17 protein-coding genes and 1 tRNA gene are annotated in these 17,177 nt (G+C 71.1%); 16 read left to right on the forward strand and 2 right to left on the reverse strand.

The annotated features are described in order from the left end of the window. The first annotated feature begins 70 nt into the window (after window positions 1-70). From ACFQ0P_RS12020 to ACFQ0P_RS12030, 3 genes are read left to right on the forward strand one after another with little or no spacing between them, the layout of a single operon-like run. The gene (locus ACFQ0P_RS12020; protein ID WP_204978923.1) at window positions 71-1,261 is read left to right on the forward strand and encodes a Na+/H+ antiporter NhaA; all 1,191 of its coding nucleotides are present in this window, start codon (window positions 71-73) and stop codon (window positions 1,259-1,261) included. 47 nt (window positions 1,262-1,308) lie between these two features. Continuing rightward, a complete protein-coding gene (locus tag ACFQ0P_RS12025; protein ID WP_204981377.1) occupies window positions 1,309-1,920 on the forward strand; it encodes a MazG family protein in 612 nt (203 codons plus the stop codon). Between the two features lie 31 nt (window positions 1,921-1,951). Further along, the gene (locus ACFQ0P_RS12030) at window positions 1,952-3,223 is read left to right on the forward strand and encodes a histidine--tRNA ligase (protein ID WP_378772398.1); all 1,272 of its coding nucleotides are present in this window, start codon (window positions 1,952-1,954) and stop codon (window positions 3,221-3,223) included. On the opposite strand, the gene ACFQ0P_RS12035 is transcribed toward ACFQ0P_RS12030, so the two are convergent. Then, entirely contained in the window at window positions 3,207-4,460 is a 1,254-nt protein-coding gene (locus ACFQ0P_RS12035) for an APC family permease (RefSeq protein ID WP_204978925.1), read from the reverse strand. The genes ACFQ0P_RS12030 and ACFQ0P_RS12035 overlap by 17 nt on opposite strands. A gap of 132 nt (window positions 4,461-4,592) precedes the next feature. Between ACFQ0P_RS12035 and ACFQ0P_RS12040 the strand changes: the two genes are divergently transcribed. From ACFQ0P_RS12040 to ACFQ0P_RS12050, 3 genes are read left to right on the forward strand one after another with little or no spacing between them, the layout of a single operon-like run. Continuing rightward, window positions 4,593-5,378, forward strand: a complete 786-nt coding sequence (locus ACFQ0P_RS12040) for an SGNH/GDSL hydrolase family protein (protein ID WP_204978926.1) — start codon at window positions 4,593-4,595, stop codon at window positions 5,376-5,378. Between the two features lie 30 nt (window positions 5,379-5,408). Continuing rightward, window positions 5,409-7,016 carry a sodium-dependent transporter gene (locus ACFQ0P_RS12045; RefSeq protein ID WP_204978927.1) on the forward strand — a complete coding sequence of 536 codons (1,608 nt, stop codon included), beginning with the start codon at window positions 5,409-5,411 and terminating at the stop codon, window positions 7,014-7,016. Then, window positions 7,013-7,180 (forward strand): methionine/alanine import family NSS transporter small subunit, encoded by a 168-nt coding sequence (locus ACFQ0P_RS12050; RefSeq protein WP_204978928.1) that lies wholly within the window; start codon window positions 7,013-7,015, stop codon window positions 7,178-7,180. Before ACFQ0P_RS12045 ends, ACFQ0P_RS12050 begins: the two co-directional genes overlap by 4 nt. A 6-nt stretch (window positions 7,181-7,186) precedes the next feature. Here the strand turns inward: ACFQ0P_RS12050 and ACFQ0P_RS12055 are convergent, their stop codons facing one another. Then, entirely contained in the window at window positions 7,187-7,663 is a 477-nt protein-coding gene (locus ACFQ0P_RS12055; protein ID WP_204978929.1) for a DUF4442 domain-containing protein, read from the reverse strand. A 102-nt stretch (window positions 7,664-7,765) separates the two neighbouring features. Here ACFQ0P_RS12055 and ACFQ0P_RS12060 point away from each other — a divergent pair, with 102 nt between their 5' ends. The 10 genes from ACFQ0P_RS12060 to ACFQ0P_RS12105 all read left to right on the forward strand — a co-directional run bounded on the left by ACFQ0P_RS12060 (window position 7,766) and on the right by ACFQ0P_RS12105 (window position 17,101). Next, window positions 7,766-8,434: an O-methyltransferase gene (locus ACFQ0P_RS12060; RefSeq protein ID WP_204978930.1), complete on the forward strand. Its 669-nt coding sequence runs from the start codon at window positions 7,766-7,768 to the stop codon at window positions 8,432-8,434. 94 nt (window positions 8,435-8,528) lie between these two features. Then, the gene (eno, locus tag ACFQ0P_RS12065; protein WP_204978931.1) at window positions 8,529-9,809 is read left to right on the forward strand and encodes a phosphopyruvate hydratase; all 1,281 of its coding nucleotides are present in this window, start codon (window positions 8,529-8,531) and stop codon (window positions 9,807-9,809) included. 20 nt (window positions 9,810-9,829) lie between these two features. Next, window positions 9,830-10,351 (forward strand): FtsB family cell division protein, encoded by a 522-nt coding sequence (locus ACFQ0P_RS12070; protein ID WP_378772271.1) that lies wholly within the window; start codon window positions 9,830-9,832, stop codon window positions 10,349-10,351. Between the two features lie 61 nt (window positions 10,352-10,412). Beyond that, on the forward strand, window positions 10,413-10,931 hold the full coding sequence (locus ACFQ0P_RS12075) for a DUF501 domain-containing protein (RefSeq protein ID WP_204978932.1): 519 nt from the start codon (window positions 10,413-10,415) through the stop codon (window positions 10,929-10,931). Continuing rightward, entirely contained in the window at window positions 10,928-12,208 is a 1,281-nt protein-coding gene (locus tag ACFQ0P_RS12080) for a S8 family serine peptidase (protein ID WP_204978933.1), read from the forward strand. Before ACFQ0P_RS12075 ends, ACFQ0P_RS12080 begins: the two co-directional genes overlap by 4 nt. 20 nt (window positions 12,209-12,228) lie before the next feature. Next, window positions 12,229-13,680, forward strand: coding sequence for an NAD(P)/FAD-dependent oxidoreductase (locus ACFQ0P_RS12085; RefSeq protein ID WP_378772274.1), 1,452 nt, complete (start codon window positions 12,229-12,231; stop codon window positions 13,678-13,680). Window positions 13,681-13,711: 31 nt separating this feature from the next. Beyond that, window positions 13,712-13,785, forward strand: a tRNA-Leu gene (locus ACFQ0P_RS12090). Window positions 13,786-13,909: 124 nt separating this feature from the next. Beyond that, complete coding sequence (locus ACFQ0P_RS12095; protein WP_204981382.1) at window positions 13,910-15,139, forward strand: alanine racemase; 1,230 nt, start codon at window positions 13,910-13,912, stop codon at window positions 15,137-15,139. Next, entirely contained in the window at window positions 15,136-16,449 is a 1,314-nt protein-coding gene (locus ACFQ0P_RS12100) for a D-arabinono-1,4-lactone oxidase (protein WP_204978934.1), read from the forward strand. Before ACFQ0P_RS12095 ends, ACFQ0P_RS12100 begins: the two co-directional genes overlap by 4 nt. A gap of 82 nt (window positions 16,450-16,531) precedes the next feature. Next, on the forward strand, window positions 16,532-17,101 hold the full coding sequence (locus ACFQ0P_RS12105; RefSeq protein WP_204978935.1) for a LemA family protein: 570 nt from the start codon (window positions 16,532-16,534) through the stop codon (window positions 17,099-17,101). Window positions 17,102-17,177: the final 76 nt, after the last annotated feature.

Consider the following 17,177-nt stretch of genomic DNA (forward strand, 5'->3'; position numbering starts at 1 on the left):
CACTGGTGTGCCGGGAAGTCTGGTCGGCGTGGTGCGACTGCGCCGACCCGTCTCCGACGAAAGGACCCGTGTGTCCCTGCTGCGCTCTGCCCGTTTCCCGGCGATCGTCCTGCTGTGCTCGGCGGTGCTCGCCCTGCTGCTCGCCAACTCGCCGTGGGGGCCGGCGATCGTCGGCGTGAAGGAGACCTACATCGGGATCCCCGGCGTCTTCGAGATGTCGGTGGGCCACTGGGTCCAGGACGGACTCCTGGCCGTGTTCTTCTTCATCGTCGCCGTCGAGCTCCAGTTCGAGCTCACCAACGGCGAGCTCAACTCCGCTCGCAAGGCCCTCCAGCCCGCGATCGCCGCGGCCGGAGGCGTGATCGTCCCCGTCGGGGTCTTCCTCGCCTTCGCAGGAGGCTCGAACGCCTCCGATGGCTGGCCGATCCCGACGGCGACCGACATCGCCTTCGCCCTCGGAGTGCTCGCGGTGTTCGGAAAGGGCCTGCCCTCCGGCATCCGGATCTTCCTTCTCGCCTTGGCGATCCTCGACGACATCGTGGGGATCGTGTTCATCGCGGTGCTCTTCACCGACGACGTCAACATCGGGCTGCTCGCGCTGGCGGCGCTCGCCGTCGTCGCGTTCGGCCTCCTCAGCCGTCGGCTCGACACGCGGGCACGCGTGCCGATCGCGATCGTGCTCGTCGTGCTCGCGCTGGCGACCTGGGTGCTCGTCTACAAGTCGGGCGTGCACGCGACGATCGCCGGCGTCGCTCTCGGCCTCGCGATGGCCCAGCGTCCCGCTCTGCGCACCCGTCACGAGCTCGAGCCCTGGGTGAACGGCATCGTGCTGCCGTTGTTCGCGTTCTCGGCGGCGCTGGTGGTCATCCCCGCCGTCTCGCCGACACAGCTCTCGCCCGCGTTCTGGGGTGTGCTGGTCGCCCTCCCGGTCGGAAAGATCGTCGGTATCTCGCTCGCGGGGTGGATCTCGCTGCGGGTCGTCCATCGCGGCGAGACGCCGAAACTGTCGTTCGCCGATCTGCTGGCCGCCGGGGCGCTCGGCGGGATCGGGTTCACGGTCTCGCTCCTGCTCTCCGAGCTCGCGTTCGCGGGTGAGCCGCTGATCCGCGACGAGGCGACACTCGGCGTGCTCGGCGGATCGATGATCTCGATGGTCCTGGCGGCGATCCTCGTGAGCGCGCGCGCGGCGCACTACCGTCGTCTGCGACCGGCCGAGCCCGCGGAGGAGCTGCCGCCCGAGACCGAGGGTCAGCTCCGGTGACGGGCGAGACCGCGCCGCCGGATCCGCTGCGGACGGCCGCCGACACCATGCGTGCGGTGCGGGACCGCTGCGTGTGGACGCAGCAGATCGACCACCGGGCGCTCGTCCCCTACCTCGTCGAGGAGAGCGCGGAGCTCATCGACGCGGTCGAGGAGGACGACCGCGCCGAACTGCGCGAGGAGCTCGGCGACCTGCTGTGGCAGGTGCTCTTCCACGCCGAGATCGCCTCGCGCGACGCCGAGGATCCCTTCGACATCGACGACGTCGCCCGGGGCCTCACCGAGAAGATGGTGCGACGGCATCCGCACGTGTTCGGCGACGCGGTGGCGCGCACCCCCGAAGAGGTGCTCGTGCACTGGAACGCCGCGAAGGCCGCGGAGAAGAGCGCCCGGACGAGCGTGCTGGACGGCGTGAGCGACCGGATGCCGCCGCTCGCGCTCGCGCAGAAGCTGCTGGGCAAGGCCGCCGCGGTCGGCGTCGCGGTCGAGCCCGCCGACGGGCCTTCCTCCGAGGCAGAGCTCGGCGATGCCCTGCTCGCGCTCGTCGTGATGGCCCGCGCGCACGGGTGGGATGCCGAGCGCGCCCTGCGCGAGCGACTCCGGGCGCTGAGCGCCGACATCCGGTCCGCCGAGAGCGACCTCGGCGATCTGGAAAGCTAGTGCCGTGGCATCCGTGAACCCGCCGCGCGGCATGCGCGACTTCCTCCCCGCCGAGAAGGCCCGCCGCGAGCGCGTGCTCGCCGTCATCCGCGACCGCTATCGCGCGCACGGGTTCGACGAGATCGAGACGCCGGTGATGGAGGAGTACGCCCGCCTGCACGCCGGGATCGGCGGCGACAACGAGAAGCTCGCCTACAACGTCCTCAAGCGCGGCCTCGACGCGGACGCGATCGCGGCCGCCGCCGACGATCCCTCGCAGCTGACCGACCTCGGCCTGCGCTACGACCTGACCGTCCCGCTCGCGCGCTTCTACGCCACCCACCGGGGCCAGCTGCCGACCGTGTTCCGCGCGATCCAGATCGCGCCGGTGTGGCGCGCGGAGCGTCCCCAGAAGGGCCGCTACCGCCAGTTCGTCCAGTGCGACATCGACATCATGGGGGATGCCTCGGCCCGCGCCGAGTCGGAGCTCATCGCCGCGACCCTCGACACGCTCGATGCGCTCGGGCTCGAGGGCGGCACCGTGCGCATCAACGACCGCCGCGCGCTGGACTGGATGCTCGACTCCTTCGGCTTCGGCGCCGACGAGCGCCCCGAGGTGCTGATCACGATCGACAAGCTCGACAAGATCGGACCGGCGGGCGTGGCCGCGGAGCTGCGCGAGCGCGGAGCGACCGCCGTGGCCGTCGACGCGTTCGAGGGATTCCTCACCCGCCCGGTGACCATGGAGTACCACCCGTTCGGGGAGCGCCAGATCCGGAAGCTCCTCCCGGGAAGCGCACCGGACGAGGTGGTCGCGCACCTCGTCGGCATCGGCGAGGCCGTCGCCGCGGCGCGGGGCGGATCGAGCGAGGGGTCCCCCGAGGTGCCGCTCGTGTTCGACCCGTTCCTCGTGCGGGGCATGGGGTACTACACGGGGACCATCTTCGAGCTCGCCCACCCGTCGGTCGACTACTCGCTCGGCGGCGGCGGCCGCTACGACGGCATGATCGGCCGCTTCCTCGGCCAGGACGTCCCCGCCGTCGGATTCTCGATCGGCTTCGAGCGGATCGTCGACCTCGTGCCCGCCGCCGACGGCGGCGCGGCCGCCGCGATCGTCCTCGTCCACGACCGGGACGTGCCGGACGGCGAGCTGCTCGCTCACAAGGCGGGGTTCGTCGCGGCCGGGTCTCGCGTGCGCCTGGAGCAACGCACGAAGAACCTCAAGGCGCTGCTCGAGCGCGCGGCCGCCGACGGGTACACGTCGTTCGCCGCGGTGCAGGCCGGGGCCGCACCGGGGTCGCTCGAGGTCAAGCCGCTCGCGTGAACCTCAGCCGCAGCATCCGGTAGGCGACGCCGACGGCGGCGACCACCACTCCGGCGACGACCGCCTGCCACGGCAGCGTCACGCCGAGCACGACGCATCCGATGGCGCCGACGACCTGCAGCGCACGCGGGTATCGCCGCGCCTCGCCGCGCTGGCGGAACGCGGCGATGTTCGCGACGAGGTAGTACAGCAGCACGCCGAACGACGAGAATCCGATCGCGCCGCGCAGGTCGACCACGGCCACCAGGAGCACGACGACCACCCCGATCGCGGCATCCGCCCGGTGCGGGACGTGCCAGCGCGGGTGGACCACGGCGAGCACGCGCGGAAGGTCGCCCTCGCGGGCCATCGCGAACGACGTGCGCCCGATGCCCGCGATGAGGGCGAGGAGCGCGCCGAGCGACGCGGCGGCAGCGCCGACGCGCACGACGGGCTCCGCGAACGGCCATCCCGATGCCGCCGTCGCAGCGGCGACGGGCTCCGTCGAGGCGGCGGTCCCGGCGGGGCCGAGCGTCGAGAGCACGGTGAGCGCCACCAGTGTGTACACGACCACGGCTCCGGCGAATGCGAGCACGATGGCCCGGGGGATCGTGCGCGCCGGATCCCGGACCTCCTCGCCCATGGTGGCGATCCGGGCGTAGCCCGCGAACGCGAAGAACAGCAGCCCGGCGGACTGCAGGACGCCGTAGACGCCGCCGGGCCACAGCTCGCGCGGTGCGAGCCACCCGGCAGAGTCGGGGGCGGCCGCGCCCGCGGCGACGGCGACGGCGAGGGTGAGGAGGACGACCACGACGAGGATCCGCGTGAGCTGAGCCGTGCGGGTCACGCCGAACCAGTTCACGGTGGCGAGGGCCGCCACCGCGGCGATCGCCACCGGGCGCTCCCAGCCGGCGGGCGCGGCATAGGCCGCGAAGGTCAGCGCCATCGCGGCGCAGCTCGCGGTCTTGCCGATCACGAACCCCCAGCCGGCGACGAAGCCCCACCACGGGCCGAGCTCGGCCCGACCGTACGCGTACACGCCGCCCGACGTCGGATGAACGGCCGCGAGCTGCGCCGTCGAGGTGGCGTTGCCGAACGCGACGACCGCCGCGAGCGCCAGCCCGATGAGCAGGCCCGCCCCCGCCGCCGCGGCCGCCGGGCCGAACGCCGCGAACACGCCCGCCCCGATCATCGAGCCCAGGCCGATGAACACCGCATCGCCGAGCCCGAGCCGGCGCTGCAGCGATGGGGAACTCACGAGCGAACCCTAGCGGCACGAGGTGTCGCACCGGACACGGATGCCGCGGCATCCGCCTGTGCGGCTGCGCCGGTCACCGCCGCGTCACCGCGGCGACGTCCGTCGTTCACGCCGGGAAGGTCGGATGTGCCCATGCGTCCCGCACGTGCCGTCGTCGCGAGCGCCGCGACGGTCGCCGCCGTCGGTGCGGGCCTCGCAGGGGCGCGCGTGCTCTTGCAGCGCCAGGCCCGCATCGCCCGCCGGCGCATCGGCAAGCCGCTCGGCGAGGTAGCGCTCGACGCCGACCGGGTCTGGGGCAGGCGTCACGAGGGCGAGCCGATCGAGCTGGCGATGTTCGGAGACTCGATCGCGGCCGGACTCGGAGCCGAGCGCCGCAAGGACACCCTCGGGGCACGGCTCGCGAAGGGACTCGCCCGCGCCGCGAACCGTCCCGTCCGCCTGCACACGGCGGCCCTCGTCGGCGCCGAGTCGTCCATGCTCGCCGTCCAGCTCGACAGTCTTCCGCATGACTATCGCCCGCACGTGGCGGTCGTGATCGTGGGCGGCAACGACGTCACCCACCGGGTTCCCGTCTCGACCGCGATCGCCCACCTGGTCGCCGCGGTGGAGCGCCTCCGCGCCCTCGGCGCAGACGTCGTCGTCGGCACGTGTCCGGACCTCGGAGCGCTGCGGCCGGTTCCGCAGCCGCTGCGCTCGCTGGGGTCGCGCCTGTCGCGGCAGCTCGCCGACGCGCAGGCGGAGGCGTCCGCCTTCGCGGGTGCGCGCGTGGTGTCGCTCCGACGCGCCGTGGGACCGTTCTTCGTCACGCAGCCCGATGAGATGTTCAGCCTGGATCGGTTCCATCCGAGCGCTCTGGGGTACCGGCGCACCGCCGACGCACTCCTCCCGGAGGTGATCGCCGCGTGGGGATCGTCCTGATAGCCTGCGCGGTGGACGCGAGGAGGTCCCATGACCCGCACCGACACCGACAGCCGACCGGCGGGCGCCCCGGCTCCGCGTGAGCAGTGGACCGGTCAGGTCGGCTTCATCCTGTCAGCGATCGGCTCGGCCGTCGGCCTCGGCAACATCTGGCGCTTCCCCGGGGTCGCCTACGAGAACGGGGGCGGCGCCTTCCTCATCCCGTACCTCGTCGCCCTGCTGACCGCCGGCATCCCGATCCTCTTCCTCGACTACGCCATCGGGCACCGGTTCCGCGGCGCCGCGCCGACGGCCTTCCGCCGACTGGGCGGCCGTGCGGGTCGGTGGATGGAGTCGCTCGGCTGGTTCCAGGCGACGATCGCGTTCGTGATCGGCCTGTACTACACCGTGGTGATCGCGTGGGCGCTGAGCTTCTTCGTCTTCTCGTTCGACCTGCGCTGGGGCGAGGACCCCGCCGCCTTCTTCACCGGCGACTATCTCCAGGTCGGTGACCCCGGGTTCAGCTTCGAGTTCGTCCCGGGCGTGCTCATCCCGCTCGTCGCGGTGTGGGTCATGGCGATCGTCGTGCTCGCCGCCGGAATCGCCAAGGGCGTGCAGCGCGCGAATGTCATCGTGCTGCCGATCCTCGTCGTGGCGTTCGTCATCCTCGTGGTGCGCGCCCTCTTCCTCGACGGCGCCGCCGAGGGGCTCAACGCGCTGTTCACCCCGGAGTGGGCCGCTCTCGCCGATCCGAACGTCTGGATCGCGGCGTACAGCCAGATCTTCTTCTCCCTCTCCATCGCGTTCGGGATCATGATCACCTACGCCTCCTACCGGCGGCGTCGGTCGAACCTCACAACCCCCGGGCTCGTGGTCGCCTTCTCGAACTCGTCGTTCGAGATCCTCGCGGGGATCGGCGTCTTCGCGACGCTCGGCTTCTTCGCGTTCGAGCGGGGTGTCTCCATCGCCGAACTGGACGGACTGACGGGCGTCGGCCTGTCGTTCATCACGTTCCCCGCGATCGTCTCCCAGATGCCCGGCGGTCCGATCTTCGGGGCGCTCTTCTTCGGCTCGCTCGCCCTCGCGGGCTTCACCTCGCTGATCTCGGTGCTGCAGGTCGTCTCCGCGGCAGTGCAGGAGAAGCTCGCGATCTCGCGGCGAGCCGCCGCGCTCGGCGTCGGAGTGGTCTCGGCCATCCTGTCGGTGCTCGTCTTCTCCACCACGACCGGCCTCCTCGCCCTCGACGTCGTGGATCAGTGGACCAACAACATCGGCATCGTCGTGTCGGCGATCCTCACGTCGATCCTCGTCATCTGGGTCGCGCGCAAGGGCGGAGAGCTCAGGTATCACCTCAACGCGCTCTCCACGTTCCGCGTCGGCTCCATCTGGGTCGTGCTGGTCGGGGTCCTCGGTCCCGTGGTCCTCGGCTACATGCTCGTCGCGCGGATCGTGACGCTCATCGTCGACGGCTACGGAGGGTTGCCGCCCCTCTACCTCGCCGTGTTCGGGTGGGGAGCGATCGCGCTGCTGTTCGTGGGGGCGATCGTGCTCTCGATCCTGCCCTGGCGCCGCTCGCCCGACGACTTCACGCCGTGGCCCGCCTTCCCGCCGGAATCGACCGGGAGTACCGGCACCGCGCGCAAGGAGGTGCGCTCGTGACCCCCATCGCCATCGTGTTCCTGGTGCTGTCCATCCTCATCGTGTGGGGCGGACTGATCGCCAGCGTGCTGTTCCTGCGCGGTCGAGCCGACGTCGCCGAGTACCCGCCGGGGGAGGCCGACGACCACCGGGAGGACGAGGCGATCGCCGAGCGCGACACGTGACGTCGGTCACACGGCGGCGGCGGACTCGGTGACGCGTCGCTTCTCGCGGACGTAGACCTCGCGCCGCACACGGGCCACGACGTCCCCGGCGGCATCGGTGATCTCGGTCTCGAACCACTCCCGCACGCTGGCACCGCCTCGCGCGCGCTCGCGCAGCTCCTCGGCCCTCTCGCGGGGGACCGCGAAGTGCGCCGTGAGCACTCCGCGACCGGGCTTGACGAACTCGATCTCTCCCCGCGTGTCCCACACGACGTAGTCGCGTCCGAGCTGGTGCATCACGAGCATGAAGAAGTAGGGGTCGGTCATCGCCGACATCGACCCGCCGAACGCGGTCCCCACGTAGTTGCGCGTGAGCGCGTTGACGTGCAGCTCGACGGTGGCCTGCGTCCAGTCCTCGGCGAAGTGCGTGACGCGGATGCCGCTCCACAGGTTCGGCGCCCACAGGCTCATCCCGATTGCGAGCCGGCGCGGTGTGATTCGCATCCGCCCATCCTGCCCACGTCCGCCGAGGATGCGGCATCCGTTGTGGGGCGCCCACAATCACGGCTCTTGACGGCGCCTCCGCAGGGCTTGTTGGCTGGGGCCATGAGCGATCCGACCCCCGATCAGTGGCGCCGCGTGGACGCCTACCTCACCGAGACTCTGATCGGCCACGATCCGGCTCTCGAGGGGGCCGTCGCCGACCAGAACGCGGCCGGGCTGCCGGCGATCGAGGTGGCGCCGGTCAACGGCAAGTTCCTGCACCTGCTGGCTCGTATCAGCGGCGCGCGGCGGGTGCTGGAGATCGGGACGCTCGGCGCGTACTCCACCATCTGGATGGCCCGCGGCATCCCGGATGACGGCCGGGTGGTGACGATCGAGGCGGAGCCCCGCATCGCCGAGATCGCACGGGCGAACCTCGATCGGGCGGGCGTCGGGCACAAGGTCGACATCCGGCTCGGCCGCGGTGCCGACGTGCTGCCGACCCTCGAGGGCCAGGAGCCGTTCGACCTGGTGTTCATCGACGCCGACAAGGAGTCGAACACCGTATACCTCGATTGGGCGGCCCGCCTCGGCAGGTCCGGGACGGTGGTCGTCGTCGACAACACCGTGCGCGGGGGAGAGGTCGCCAACCCCGCGACCGAGAACCCGCAGATCATCGGCGTCCAGCGCGGCCTCGAAATGCTCGGGCGGGATCCGCGCTTCGACGCCACGGCGCTGCAGACCCTCGACCTCAAGGGATGGGACGGCGTGGCGCTCGCCGTCGTGACCTGACGCCGGCGCCTGTGCGGCGCATCCGCCATCACTAGACTCGGACGCGGACCGACGACGCTCCCAAGATCCACCCTCCACAAGCAAGGAGTCCCCTGTGGCACTGATCGAGGCTGTAGGCGCGCGCGAGATCCTCGACTCGCGCGGAAACCCGACCGTCGAGGTGGAGGTGCTGCTCGACGACGGGATCGTCCAGCGCGCCGCCGTCCCCTCCGGCGCGTCGACCGGCGCGTTCGAGGCGTACGAGCTGCGCGACGGCGACAAGAGCCGCTACGGAGGCAAGGGCGTGCTCAAGGCCGTCGGCGCCGTCATCGACGAGCTCGGCCCCGCGATCGAGGGGGTCGAGGCCAGCGAGCAGCGCATCGTCGACGAGATCCTCATCGAGGTCGACGGCACCGAGAACAAGAGCCGCGTGGGCGCCAACGCCATCCTGGGCGTGTCGCTGGCGGTGGCGAAGGCGGCGGCGGACTCGGCCGACCTCCCGCTCTTCCGGTACCTCGGCGGCCCCAACGCGCACATCCTCCCCGTGCCGCTGTTCAACGTCATCAACGGCGGCGAGCACGCCGACAACGGCATCGACATGCAGGAGTTCTTCCTCGCACCCATCGGCGCCGAGACGTTCTCCGAGTCCTTGCGCTGGGGCACCGAGGTGTACCACGTCCTCAAGGGCGAGCTCAAGGCCGCGGGCTTCGCGACCGGCCTCGGCGACGAGGGCGGCTTCGCCCCCGACCTGCCGAGCAACCGCGAGGGTCTCGACTTCCTCGTCAAGGCGATCGAGAAGGCCGGCTTCACCCCCGGACGCGACATCGCCTTGGGTCTGGATGTCGCGGCCACCGAGTTCTTCGACAACGGCGTGTACCGCCTCGACCAGAAGGACTGGACCGCCGCCGAGCTGACCGAGTACTACGTCGGCCTCGTGAACGACTACCCGATCGTCACGATCGAGGACGCCCTCGCCGAGGACGACTGGGACAACTGGAAGGCTCTGACCGACGCACTGGGCACCAAGACGCAGCTCGTCGGCGACGACCTGTTCGTGACGAACCCCACGCGCCTGGCCGACGGCATCAAGCGCGGCGTCGCCAACTCGCTGCTCGTGAAGGTCAACCAGATCGGCACCCTCTCCGAGACGCTCGACGCGGTCGACATGGCCCACCGTGCCGGCTACACCGCGATGCTGTCCCACCGGTCGGGCGAGACCGAGGACACCACGATCGCCGACCTGGTGGTGGCCACCGGAGCCGGTCAGATCAAGAGCGGCGCGCCCGCCCGCAGCGAGCGCGTGGCGAAATACAATCAGCTTCTGCGCATCGAGGAAGAGCTGGGCGACGCGGCGACGTTCATCGGCCGCGCGGCCTTCCCGCGCTTCCAGGGCTGACATCGACGAGAGGGGGAGCCGTGGCGAAGACGACGGGTCCCCCTTCCCGTCCCTCGCGGCGTCCGCCGCGGGCGCCCGTGGACGTGCGCGCGTGGCTCGGCGGCATCCGCCTGTCGGGGTTCATGGTGATCATGCTCGGGCTCGTCGTGCTCGCCGCGTTCGTGCTGGTCCCCACGATCGGCACCTATGTCGATCAGCGGCAGCAGATCGCGGCGCTCGAGTCGGCGGTCGAGCTCAGCCGCGAGGAGGTGGCCGACCTCGAGGCCGAACGCCAGCGGTGGTCCGATCCGGCCTACATCACGACCCAGGCGCGCGAGCGGCTCTACTACGTGCGTCCCGGCGAGGTGGTGTACCTCGTCGACAACGACCTGCCGCCCGAACTCGCACCGCAGGAGCAGGCGCCCGTGAGCGAGGACGTCGAACAGACCCGCACCGACTGGATGTCGCAGCTCGTGCGATCCGTGACCGAGGCCGGGCTGTCGCCGACCGTGTCCGTGCCGACCATCGGCGTCCCCGATCCCACGCCGTCCGTGACTCCCTGACACTCGTCTCACGCCATGCGGTTCCAGCCGCATCCCAGCCGCCGCCGGTAGCCTTGCCGACGTGACGACCGCGCTCTTGCCCCCTGCCACCGACGCCGACCTGGCGGTGCTCCGCGAGCAGCTGGGTCGTCCCGCGCGCGGGGTGGTGGGCATCGCGGCGCGGTGCGTGTGCGGCAATCCCACTGTCGTGGCGACGTCGCCGCGGCTGCCCGACGGCACGCCGTTCCCCACGTTCTACTACCTGACGCACCCGGCCGCGACCGCCGCGATGTCGGTGCTCGAGGCCGACCATGTGATGCGGGAGCTCGCCGACGCGCTCGCGGAGGACGAGGACCTGCAGGCCGCGTACCTCCGCGCCCACGAGTCCTACCTGGCGGACCGCGCGGCCTACGGCGAGGTGCCCGAGATCGAGGGGATCTCCGCCGGCGGCATGCCGACACGCGTCAAGTGCCTCCACGCCCTCGCCGGCCATGCGCTCGCCGCGGGGCCCGGGGTCAATCCCATCGGGGACCTCGCACTCGCACGCTCGTCCTGGTCGCCGCGCCGCTGCGTGTGCGCCCAGCCCGGGGCGGCCGGATGAGCCGACGGCTCCTGGCCGCGGCGGCCGCATCCGTCCTCGCGCTGACGCTCGTCGGCGCGACACCGGCGGCCGCCGCCACTCCGGAGGCGCCCGACGAGGATCCGGTCCGCTCGGCCGAGTACTGGCTCGAGGACTACGGCATCGAGAAGGCGTGGGAGACCACGCGCGGAGACGGCGTGCGGATCGCGGTGATCGACACCGGCATCGGTCGCGGTCCGGTCGAGTTCGAGGGTGCCGTCGTCGGCGGAACCGATGTGTCGGGCATCGGCACGCCCGACGGACGCACACCGGTGGGAGCCGTCGACTCGAACCACGGCAGCTGGGTCGCGTCGCTCGCGGCGGGCCGCGGCACCGGCCCCGACACCGGGATGATCGGTGTGGCCCCCGAAGCCGAGCTGCTCTCGGTGTCGGTGGGCTTCGGGGCGTCTGCGACGCGCAGCTTCACCGAGCAGATCGCCGAGGCCATCCGCTGGTCGGTCGACAACGGCGCCGACGTCATCAACATGTCGCTCACGACGAACGTGCCCGACTGGGACCGCTCGTGGGACGACGCGTTCCTCTACGCGATGGAGAACGACGTGGTGGTCGTCGTCGCCGCGGGCAACCGGGGGAGCGGGACGACGCGCGTCGGCGCCCCCGCGACGATCCCGGGAGTGCTGACCGTGGCGGGCGTCGATCCGCTCGGCAAGGCGAGCGTTGAGGCATCCACGCAGGGCATCACGATCGGGGTCTCCGCCCCCAGCGAGAACCTCGTCGGCGTCTCGGCGGACGGACGGCTGGTGTTGTGGAACGGCACGAGCGGCGCCGCGCCCATCGTCGCGGGCATCGTGGCCCTGGTGCGCTCGGCCCATCCCGAGCTCGACGCCGCCAACGTGATCAACCGCATCGTCGAGACCGCGCGTCCCGCCTCGGGGGCGAGCGCGGTCCCCGATCCGCTCTACGGCTACGGGCTGGTGGATGCCGCGGCCGCCGTGTCCGCTTCGGTCCCCACGGTCGCCGCCAATCCGATGGGCAGTCTCTCGGAGTGGATCCGCATCTACCGGCGGGCGCAGAGCGATCCGGTGCCGACGCGTCCGGTCGAGCCGTTCGAGGTCGCTCCGCTGCCACCGGCCGACGTCGTCGATCGCGCGGCATCCCCCCTGCTGCCGTCACGCGAGACCGTCATCTACGGCACTCTGCCCCTCTCGGTCGCGACGGCGACGGCTATACTGGTGGCGCTCGGCGTCACCGCAGCTGTCCGACGCATCCGATTGGCGTCCCGCGCGCCGAGCCGCTGACACTCCAGGAGCCTCCAAACGTGACCAACACCGTGCCCAAGATCCTCATCGTCGGTGGCGGATACGCAGGCTTCTACACGGCCTGGAAGCTCGAGAAGCACCTGCGCAAGGGCGAGGCCGACGTGACCATCGTCGATCCGCTGCCCTACATGACGTACCAGCCTTTCCTGCCGGAGGTCGCCGCGGGCTCGATCGAGGCTCGCCACTCCGTCGTCGCGCTGCGTCGTCATCTCAAGAAGACGCACGTCGTCGCCGCGAAGGTCACCGGGATCAATCACGCGAACAAAATCGCGACGATCACGCCGATCGCCGGCGACCCGTATGAGTTCGAGTACGACCAGATCGTGGTGACCGCGGGTGCGGTCTCTCGCACGTTCCCCATTCCGGGAATCGCCGACAACGCGATCGGCCTCAAGACGATCGAAGAGGCCGTCGCGATCCGCGACCGCCTGATGTCGAACTTCGACAAGGCCGCGACGCTTCCTCCCGGTCCCGAGCGCGACCGCCTGCTGACCGTGGTCGTCGTCGGCGGTGGGTTCGCGGGCATCGAGGTCTTCGCCGAGCTGCGCTCGCTGGCCTCGTCGCTCGTGAAGAGCTACCCCGAGCTGACCTTCGACGACACCCACTTCCACCTCGTCGAGGCGATGGGTCGCATCATGCCCGAGGTGTCGCTGAAGACGAGCGAGTGGGTGCTGAAGAACCTCGCGCAGCGCGGCGCTGCCGTGCACCTCGACACGCAGGTGACCGGGGCGATCGACGGCAACATCGAGCTCTCCACCGGCGAGACGATCCCGAGCGACCTCATCATCTGGACCGCGGGCGTGATGGCCAACCCGACCGTCGTGCGCGGTGGCGACCTTCCCGTCGAGGAGCGCGGCCGTATCCAGACCCGCGCCGATCTGCGCGTGGGCACCGCCGAAGACGTCGTCGAAGGTGCATGGGCGGCCGGTGACGTGTCCGCAGTCCCCGACCTCTCGGGCGGCGGTGTCGGCGGCTACTGCGTGCCCAACGCACAGCACGCGGTTCGTCAGGCCAAGCTCCTCGCGAAGAACCTGGTCGCGGTGCTGCGCGGCGAAGAGCCGCGCGAGTACTTCCACAAGAACATGGGTGCCGTCGCGGGCCTCGGCTTGTGGGTCGGTGTCTTCCAGTCCGGCAACATCGCTCTCAAGGGGTGGATCGCGTGGCTCGCCCACCGCGGCTACCACGGCCTGGCGATGCCGACGTGGGAGCGCAAGTGGCGCGTGCTGTGGGGCTGGTGGAACAACTTCTGGCTCGGCCGCGACATGGTCAACCTCTCCACCGTCCAGAACCCGCGCTACGTCTTCGAAGAGTTCGCCGCGCGCCCGCGCCCGGCGGCTCCCGCGATCGACCCGAAGAGCGTGGCGGGCGACAAGGCCCCGGTTGCCGGCGCGAAGCCCGAGAAGGCCGAGAAGGCACCCACCGAGAAGGCGACCGCCGGCGCCACCGGCTGACCGCTACCGTGGAGGGGTCCGCGCAGGCGGCGCCCCCGTAGCCCAATCGGCAGAGGCAGGCGACTTAAAATCGCTTCAGTCTGGGTTCGAGTCCCAGCGGGGGTACGTGCGTAGCCTCGACGTCTGCGCCGAGCTGCGTCGTTCAGACGGGATCGCTCCCGGAGGGTGAGGAGCCGGGTCGCGCCGGGGCTTAGGCTGGCCCCATGTGCGCGCACCCGAAGCGGGCCGAATGAGCCTCGACCTGCTTTCCTCGACCGTTGCGACCGAGACCTGGAAGGATCCCGCGTCGTACTGGAATGCCCTCGACGAGGCTGTCGCCGGCATCTCCGGCCCCATCGGCGTCCTCAGTCTGCCCGCCCTCCGCTTCAACGCGATCGACATGGTGGTGCGCGCCGGCGGCGTGCCCATTCGGGTGGCCAGCAAGTCCGTGCGCGTGCGCGAGGTGATCGACGCCACGCTCGCCATGGCGGGCTATCGCGGCATCCTCGCCTTCACCCTCCCGGAGGCGCTGTGGCTCGCCCGGAGGCATGACGACGTCGTGCTCGGCTACCCGACCGCCGATCGGGCGGCGATCGCGGCGCTCCTCGCCGATGAGGAGGCCGCGGCGCGGGTGACTCTCATGGTCGACGACCCGGCGCAGCTCGATCTCATCGACGGCGTCTCCGCGCCCGGCTCGCGCCCGTTCGTCCGTGTCGCGATCGATGCGGATGCCTCGTGGCGGGCTCCGGGCCTCGGACACATCGGCGTGCACCGGTCGCCCGTGCACGATCCCGGCGAGGTGGCTGCTCTCGGCCGGACGATCGTCGCCCGTCCGGGATTCCGGCTCGTCGGGCTCATGATGTACGAGGCGCAGATCGCGGGTCAGGGCGACGCGACGGGGTCCGGCGATGCGGTGATCCGCTGGATGCAGCGACGCTCGTCGGCGGAACTGCTCGACCGCCGGGCCGGCATCGTCGCCGCTCTCCGCGACGTCGCGCCCCTCGAGTTCGTGAACGGTGGCGGGACCGGGTCGCTCGAGTACACGGCATCGGATCAGTCGGTCACCGAGCTCACGGCGGGCAGCGGTCTGCTGGCCGGGCATCTCTTCGACGGCTACCGCGCGTTCGATCCTGCTCCGGCGGCGGCCTTCTCGCTGGAGGTGGTCCGCAAGCCGTCCGCCGAGGTGGCCACCGTCCTCGGCGGCGGCTGGATCGCGTCGGGGCCGCCCGCGGCATCACGCCAGCCCCTCCCGGTGTGGCCCCCAGGGCTGAAGGCGATGTCTCGCGAGGGTGCCGGCGAGGTCCAGACGCCGCTCGCGGGGGCGGCGGCCCGCCGCCTCCGGGTGGGGGACCGGGTGTGGTTCCGTCACGCGAAGAGCGGCGAACTGGCCGAGCGGATCGACCGGTATCACGTCGTGGACGGCGAACACCTGGTCGGCGAGGTGCCCACCTACCGCGGCGAGGGGAAGGCGTTCCTGTGACCCGGCCCGGTGGCACCTGGCAGAACTGGGGGCGGACCGAGTCCGTCCGCCCGCGGCGGGTGGAGTTCCCCCGCACCACCGAGGCCGTCCAGCGCGCGGTCACCGCGGCGGCCGCCCAGAGCTTGACGATCAAGGCCGTCGGCGCGGGCCACAGCTTCACGGGCATCGCCCTTGCACCGGGAGTGCTGCTGGACCTCACGGACCTGTCGGGGCTCGTCGCCGTGGATCGCGAGCGCGCGCGTGTGACCCTGCGCGCGGGCACCCGCCTGTACGACATCCCGGGCCTGCTGGCGCCCTACGGCCTCGCGATGGAGAATCTCGGTGACATCGACCGCCAGTCGATCTCCGGGGCGATCTCCACGGGAACCCACGGCACAGGTGCCCGGTTCCGGGGAATCGCCGCGCAGGTCGTCGGGGCGACGCTGGTCACGGCATCCGGCGACCTGCTCACCGTGGACGAGGAGCACGACCCCGACCTCGTGCCCGCGGTGGCTCTCGGACTCGGTGCGCTCGGCATCCTCGTCGAGGTCACGCTGCAGTGCGTTCCCGCCTTCGTGCTCCATGCCGTGGAACAGCCCGAAGAGCTCGCCGCCGTGCTCGACGGCCTCGACGCCCGTGCGGCCGAGCCCGACCACTTCGAGTTCTACTGGTTCCCCCACACCGATCGCGCCATGACGAAGACGAACACCCGCCTCCCCGAGAGCGCGCCGCGGCATCCCCTGCCGGCCTTCGGCAAATGGGTCGACGACCGCCTCGTCGGCGGCGCGCTGCACCAGGTCGCCTGCAGCGTGGCGCGGACGGTGCCGGCGACGATCCCACGTATCAATCGGCTCTCGGTCACGATGTGGGGCGATCGGGAGTTCACGGATGCCTCCCACCGCGTCTTCGCCACCTCGCGGTCCGTCCGATTCCGTGAGATGGAGTACGCGCTTCCGGTCGCCCACGCCCGCCCCGCGTTCGAGGCGCTGCGCGCGCTCGTCGACGAGCGGGGGTGGCGGATCTCCTTCCCGGTCGAGGTCCGCTTCGCGGCGGCCGACGATCGGTGGCTCTCGACCGCGCACGGCCGCGACTCCGCCTACATCGCGGTGCACCGCTACTGGCGCGACGACCCGCGAGAGTACTTCGACGCCGTCGAGCACATCATGCTCGACCTCGGCGGGCGACCTCACTGGGGCAAGATGCACACGTTGGATGCCGCGGCCCTGCGTGACCGGTATCCGCGCTTCGACGACTTCACCGCGCTGCGCGACCGCCTCGACCCGGACCGGGTGTTCGCGAACCCGTACCTCGATCGGGTCCTCGGTGGGTAACCCCTGGGAGTAGTGCGGAGCGGCGTTCGCCCCAACGGAACCCGTCGCTAGGATGAGGGAAACCTCGAACGGAGTCACGGTTATGTGGGAAGTGCTGATCCCGGTGGTGATCGTGGTGGCGTTGATCGCCATCGCGGGCATCTACCTGTGGGCGACTTACAACTCGCTCGTTCAGCTCAACGTCCGTGTCGACGAAGCCTGGAGCGACATCACCGTCCAGCTGAAGAGGCGTGCCGACCTGCTCCCGAACCTGATCGAGACCGTCAAGGGCTATGCGGCCCACGAGAAGGCGGTCTTCGAGAACGTCACCCGCGCACGCGCCGAGACCCTCACCGCCGGCGGCCCGGCAGAAGCGGGCGTTGCCGAGGGGCACATGCAGCAGGCGCTGCGGTCGCTGTTCGCGGTGGCCGAGGCGTATCCGCAGCTGCAGGCGAGCCAGAACTTCCTGCAGCTGCAGCAGTCGATCGTCGACACGGAGGACAAGATCCAGGCGTCGCGCCGCTTCTACAACGGCGGGGTGCGCGAGCTCAACACCAAGATCAAGGTCTTCCCGAACAACCTCTTCGCGCGCAATCTCGGATTCCAGGAGAGGGAGTTCTTCGAGGTCATCGACGGCGCCGCCATCTCCGAGCCTCCCCGCGTCCAGTTCTGACGCGAGCCGGATCAATGCCGCGAAGCGGCCTTCATGCGGCTCGGGTCCGCGGGATCATCAGCGTCCGAGCCTCCCG

Origin of the sequence: Microbacterium insulae (assembly GCF_042677065.1) — a bacterium.
In the GTDB taxonomy this organism is placed as follows: Bacteria; Actinomycetota; Actinomycetes; order Actinomycetales; family Microbacteriaceae; genus Microbacterium; species Microbacterium insulae.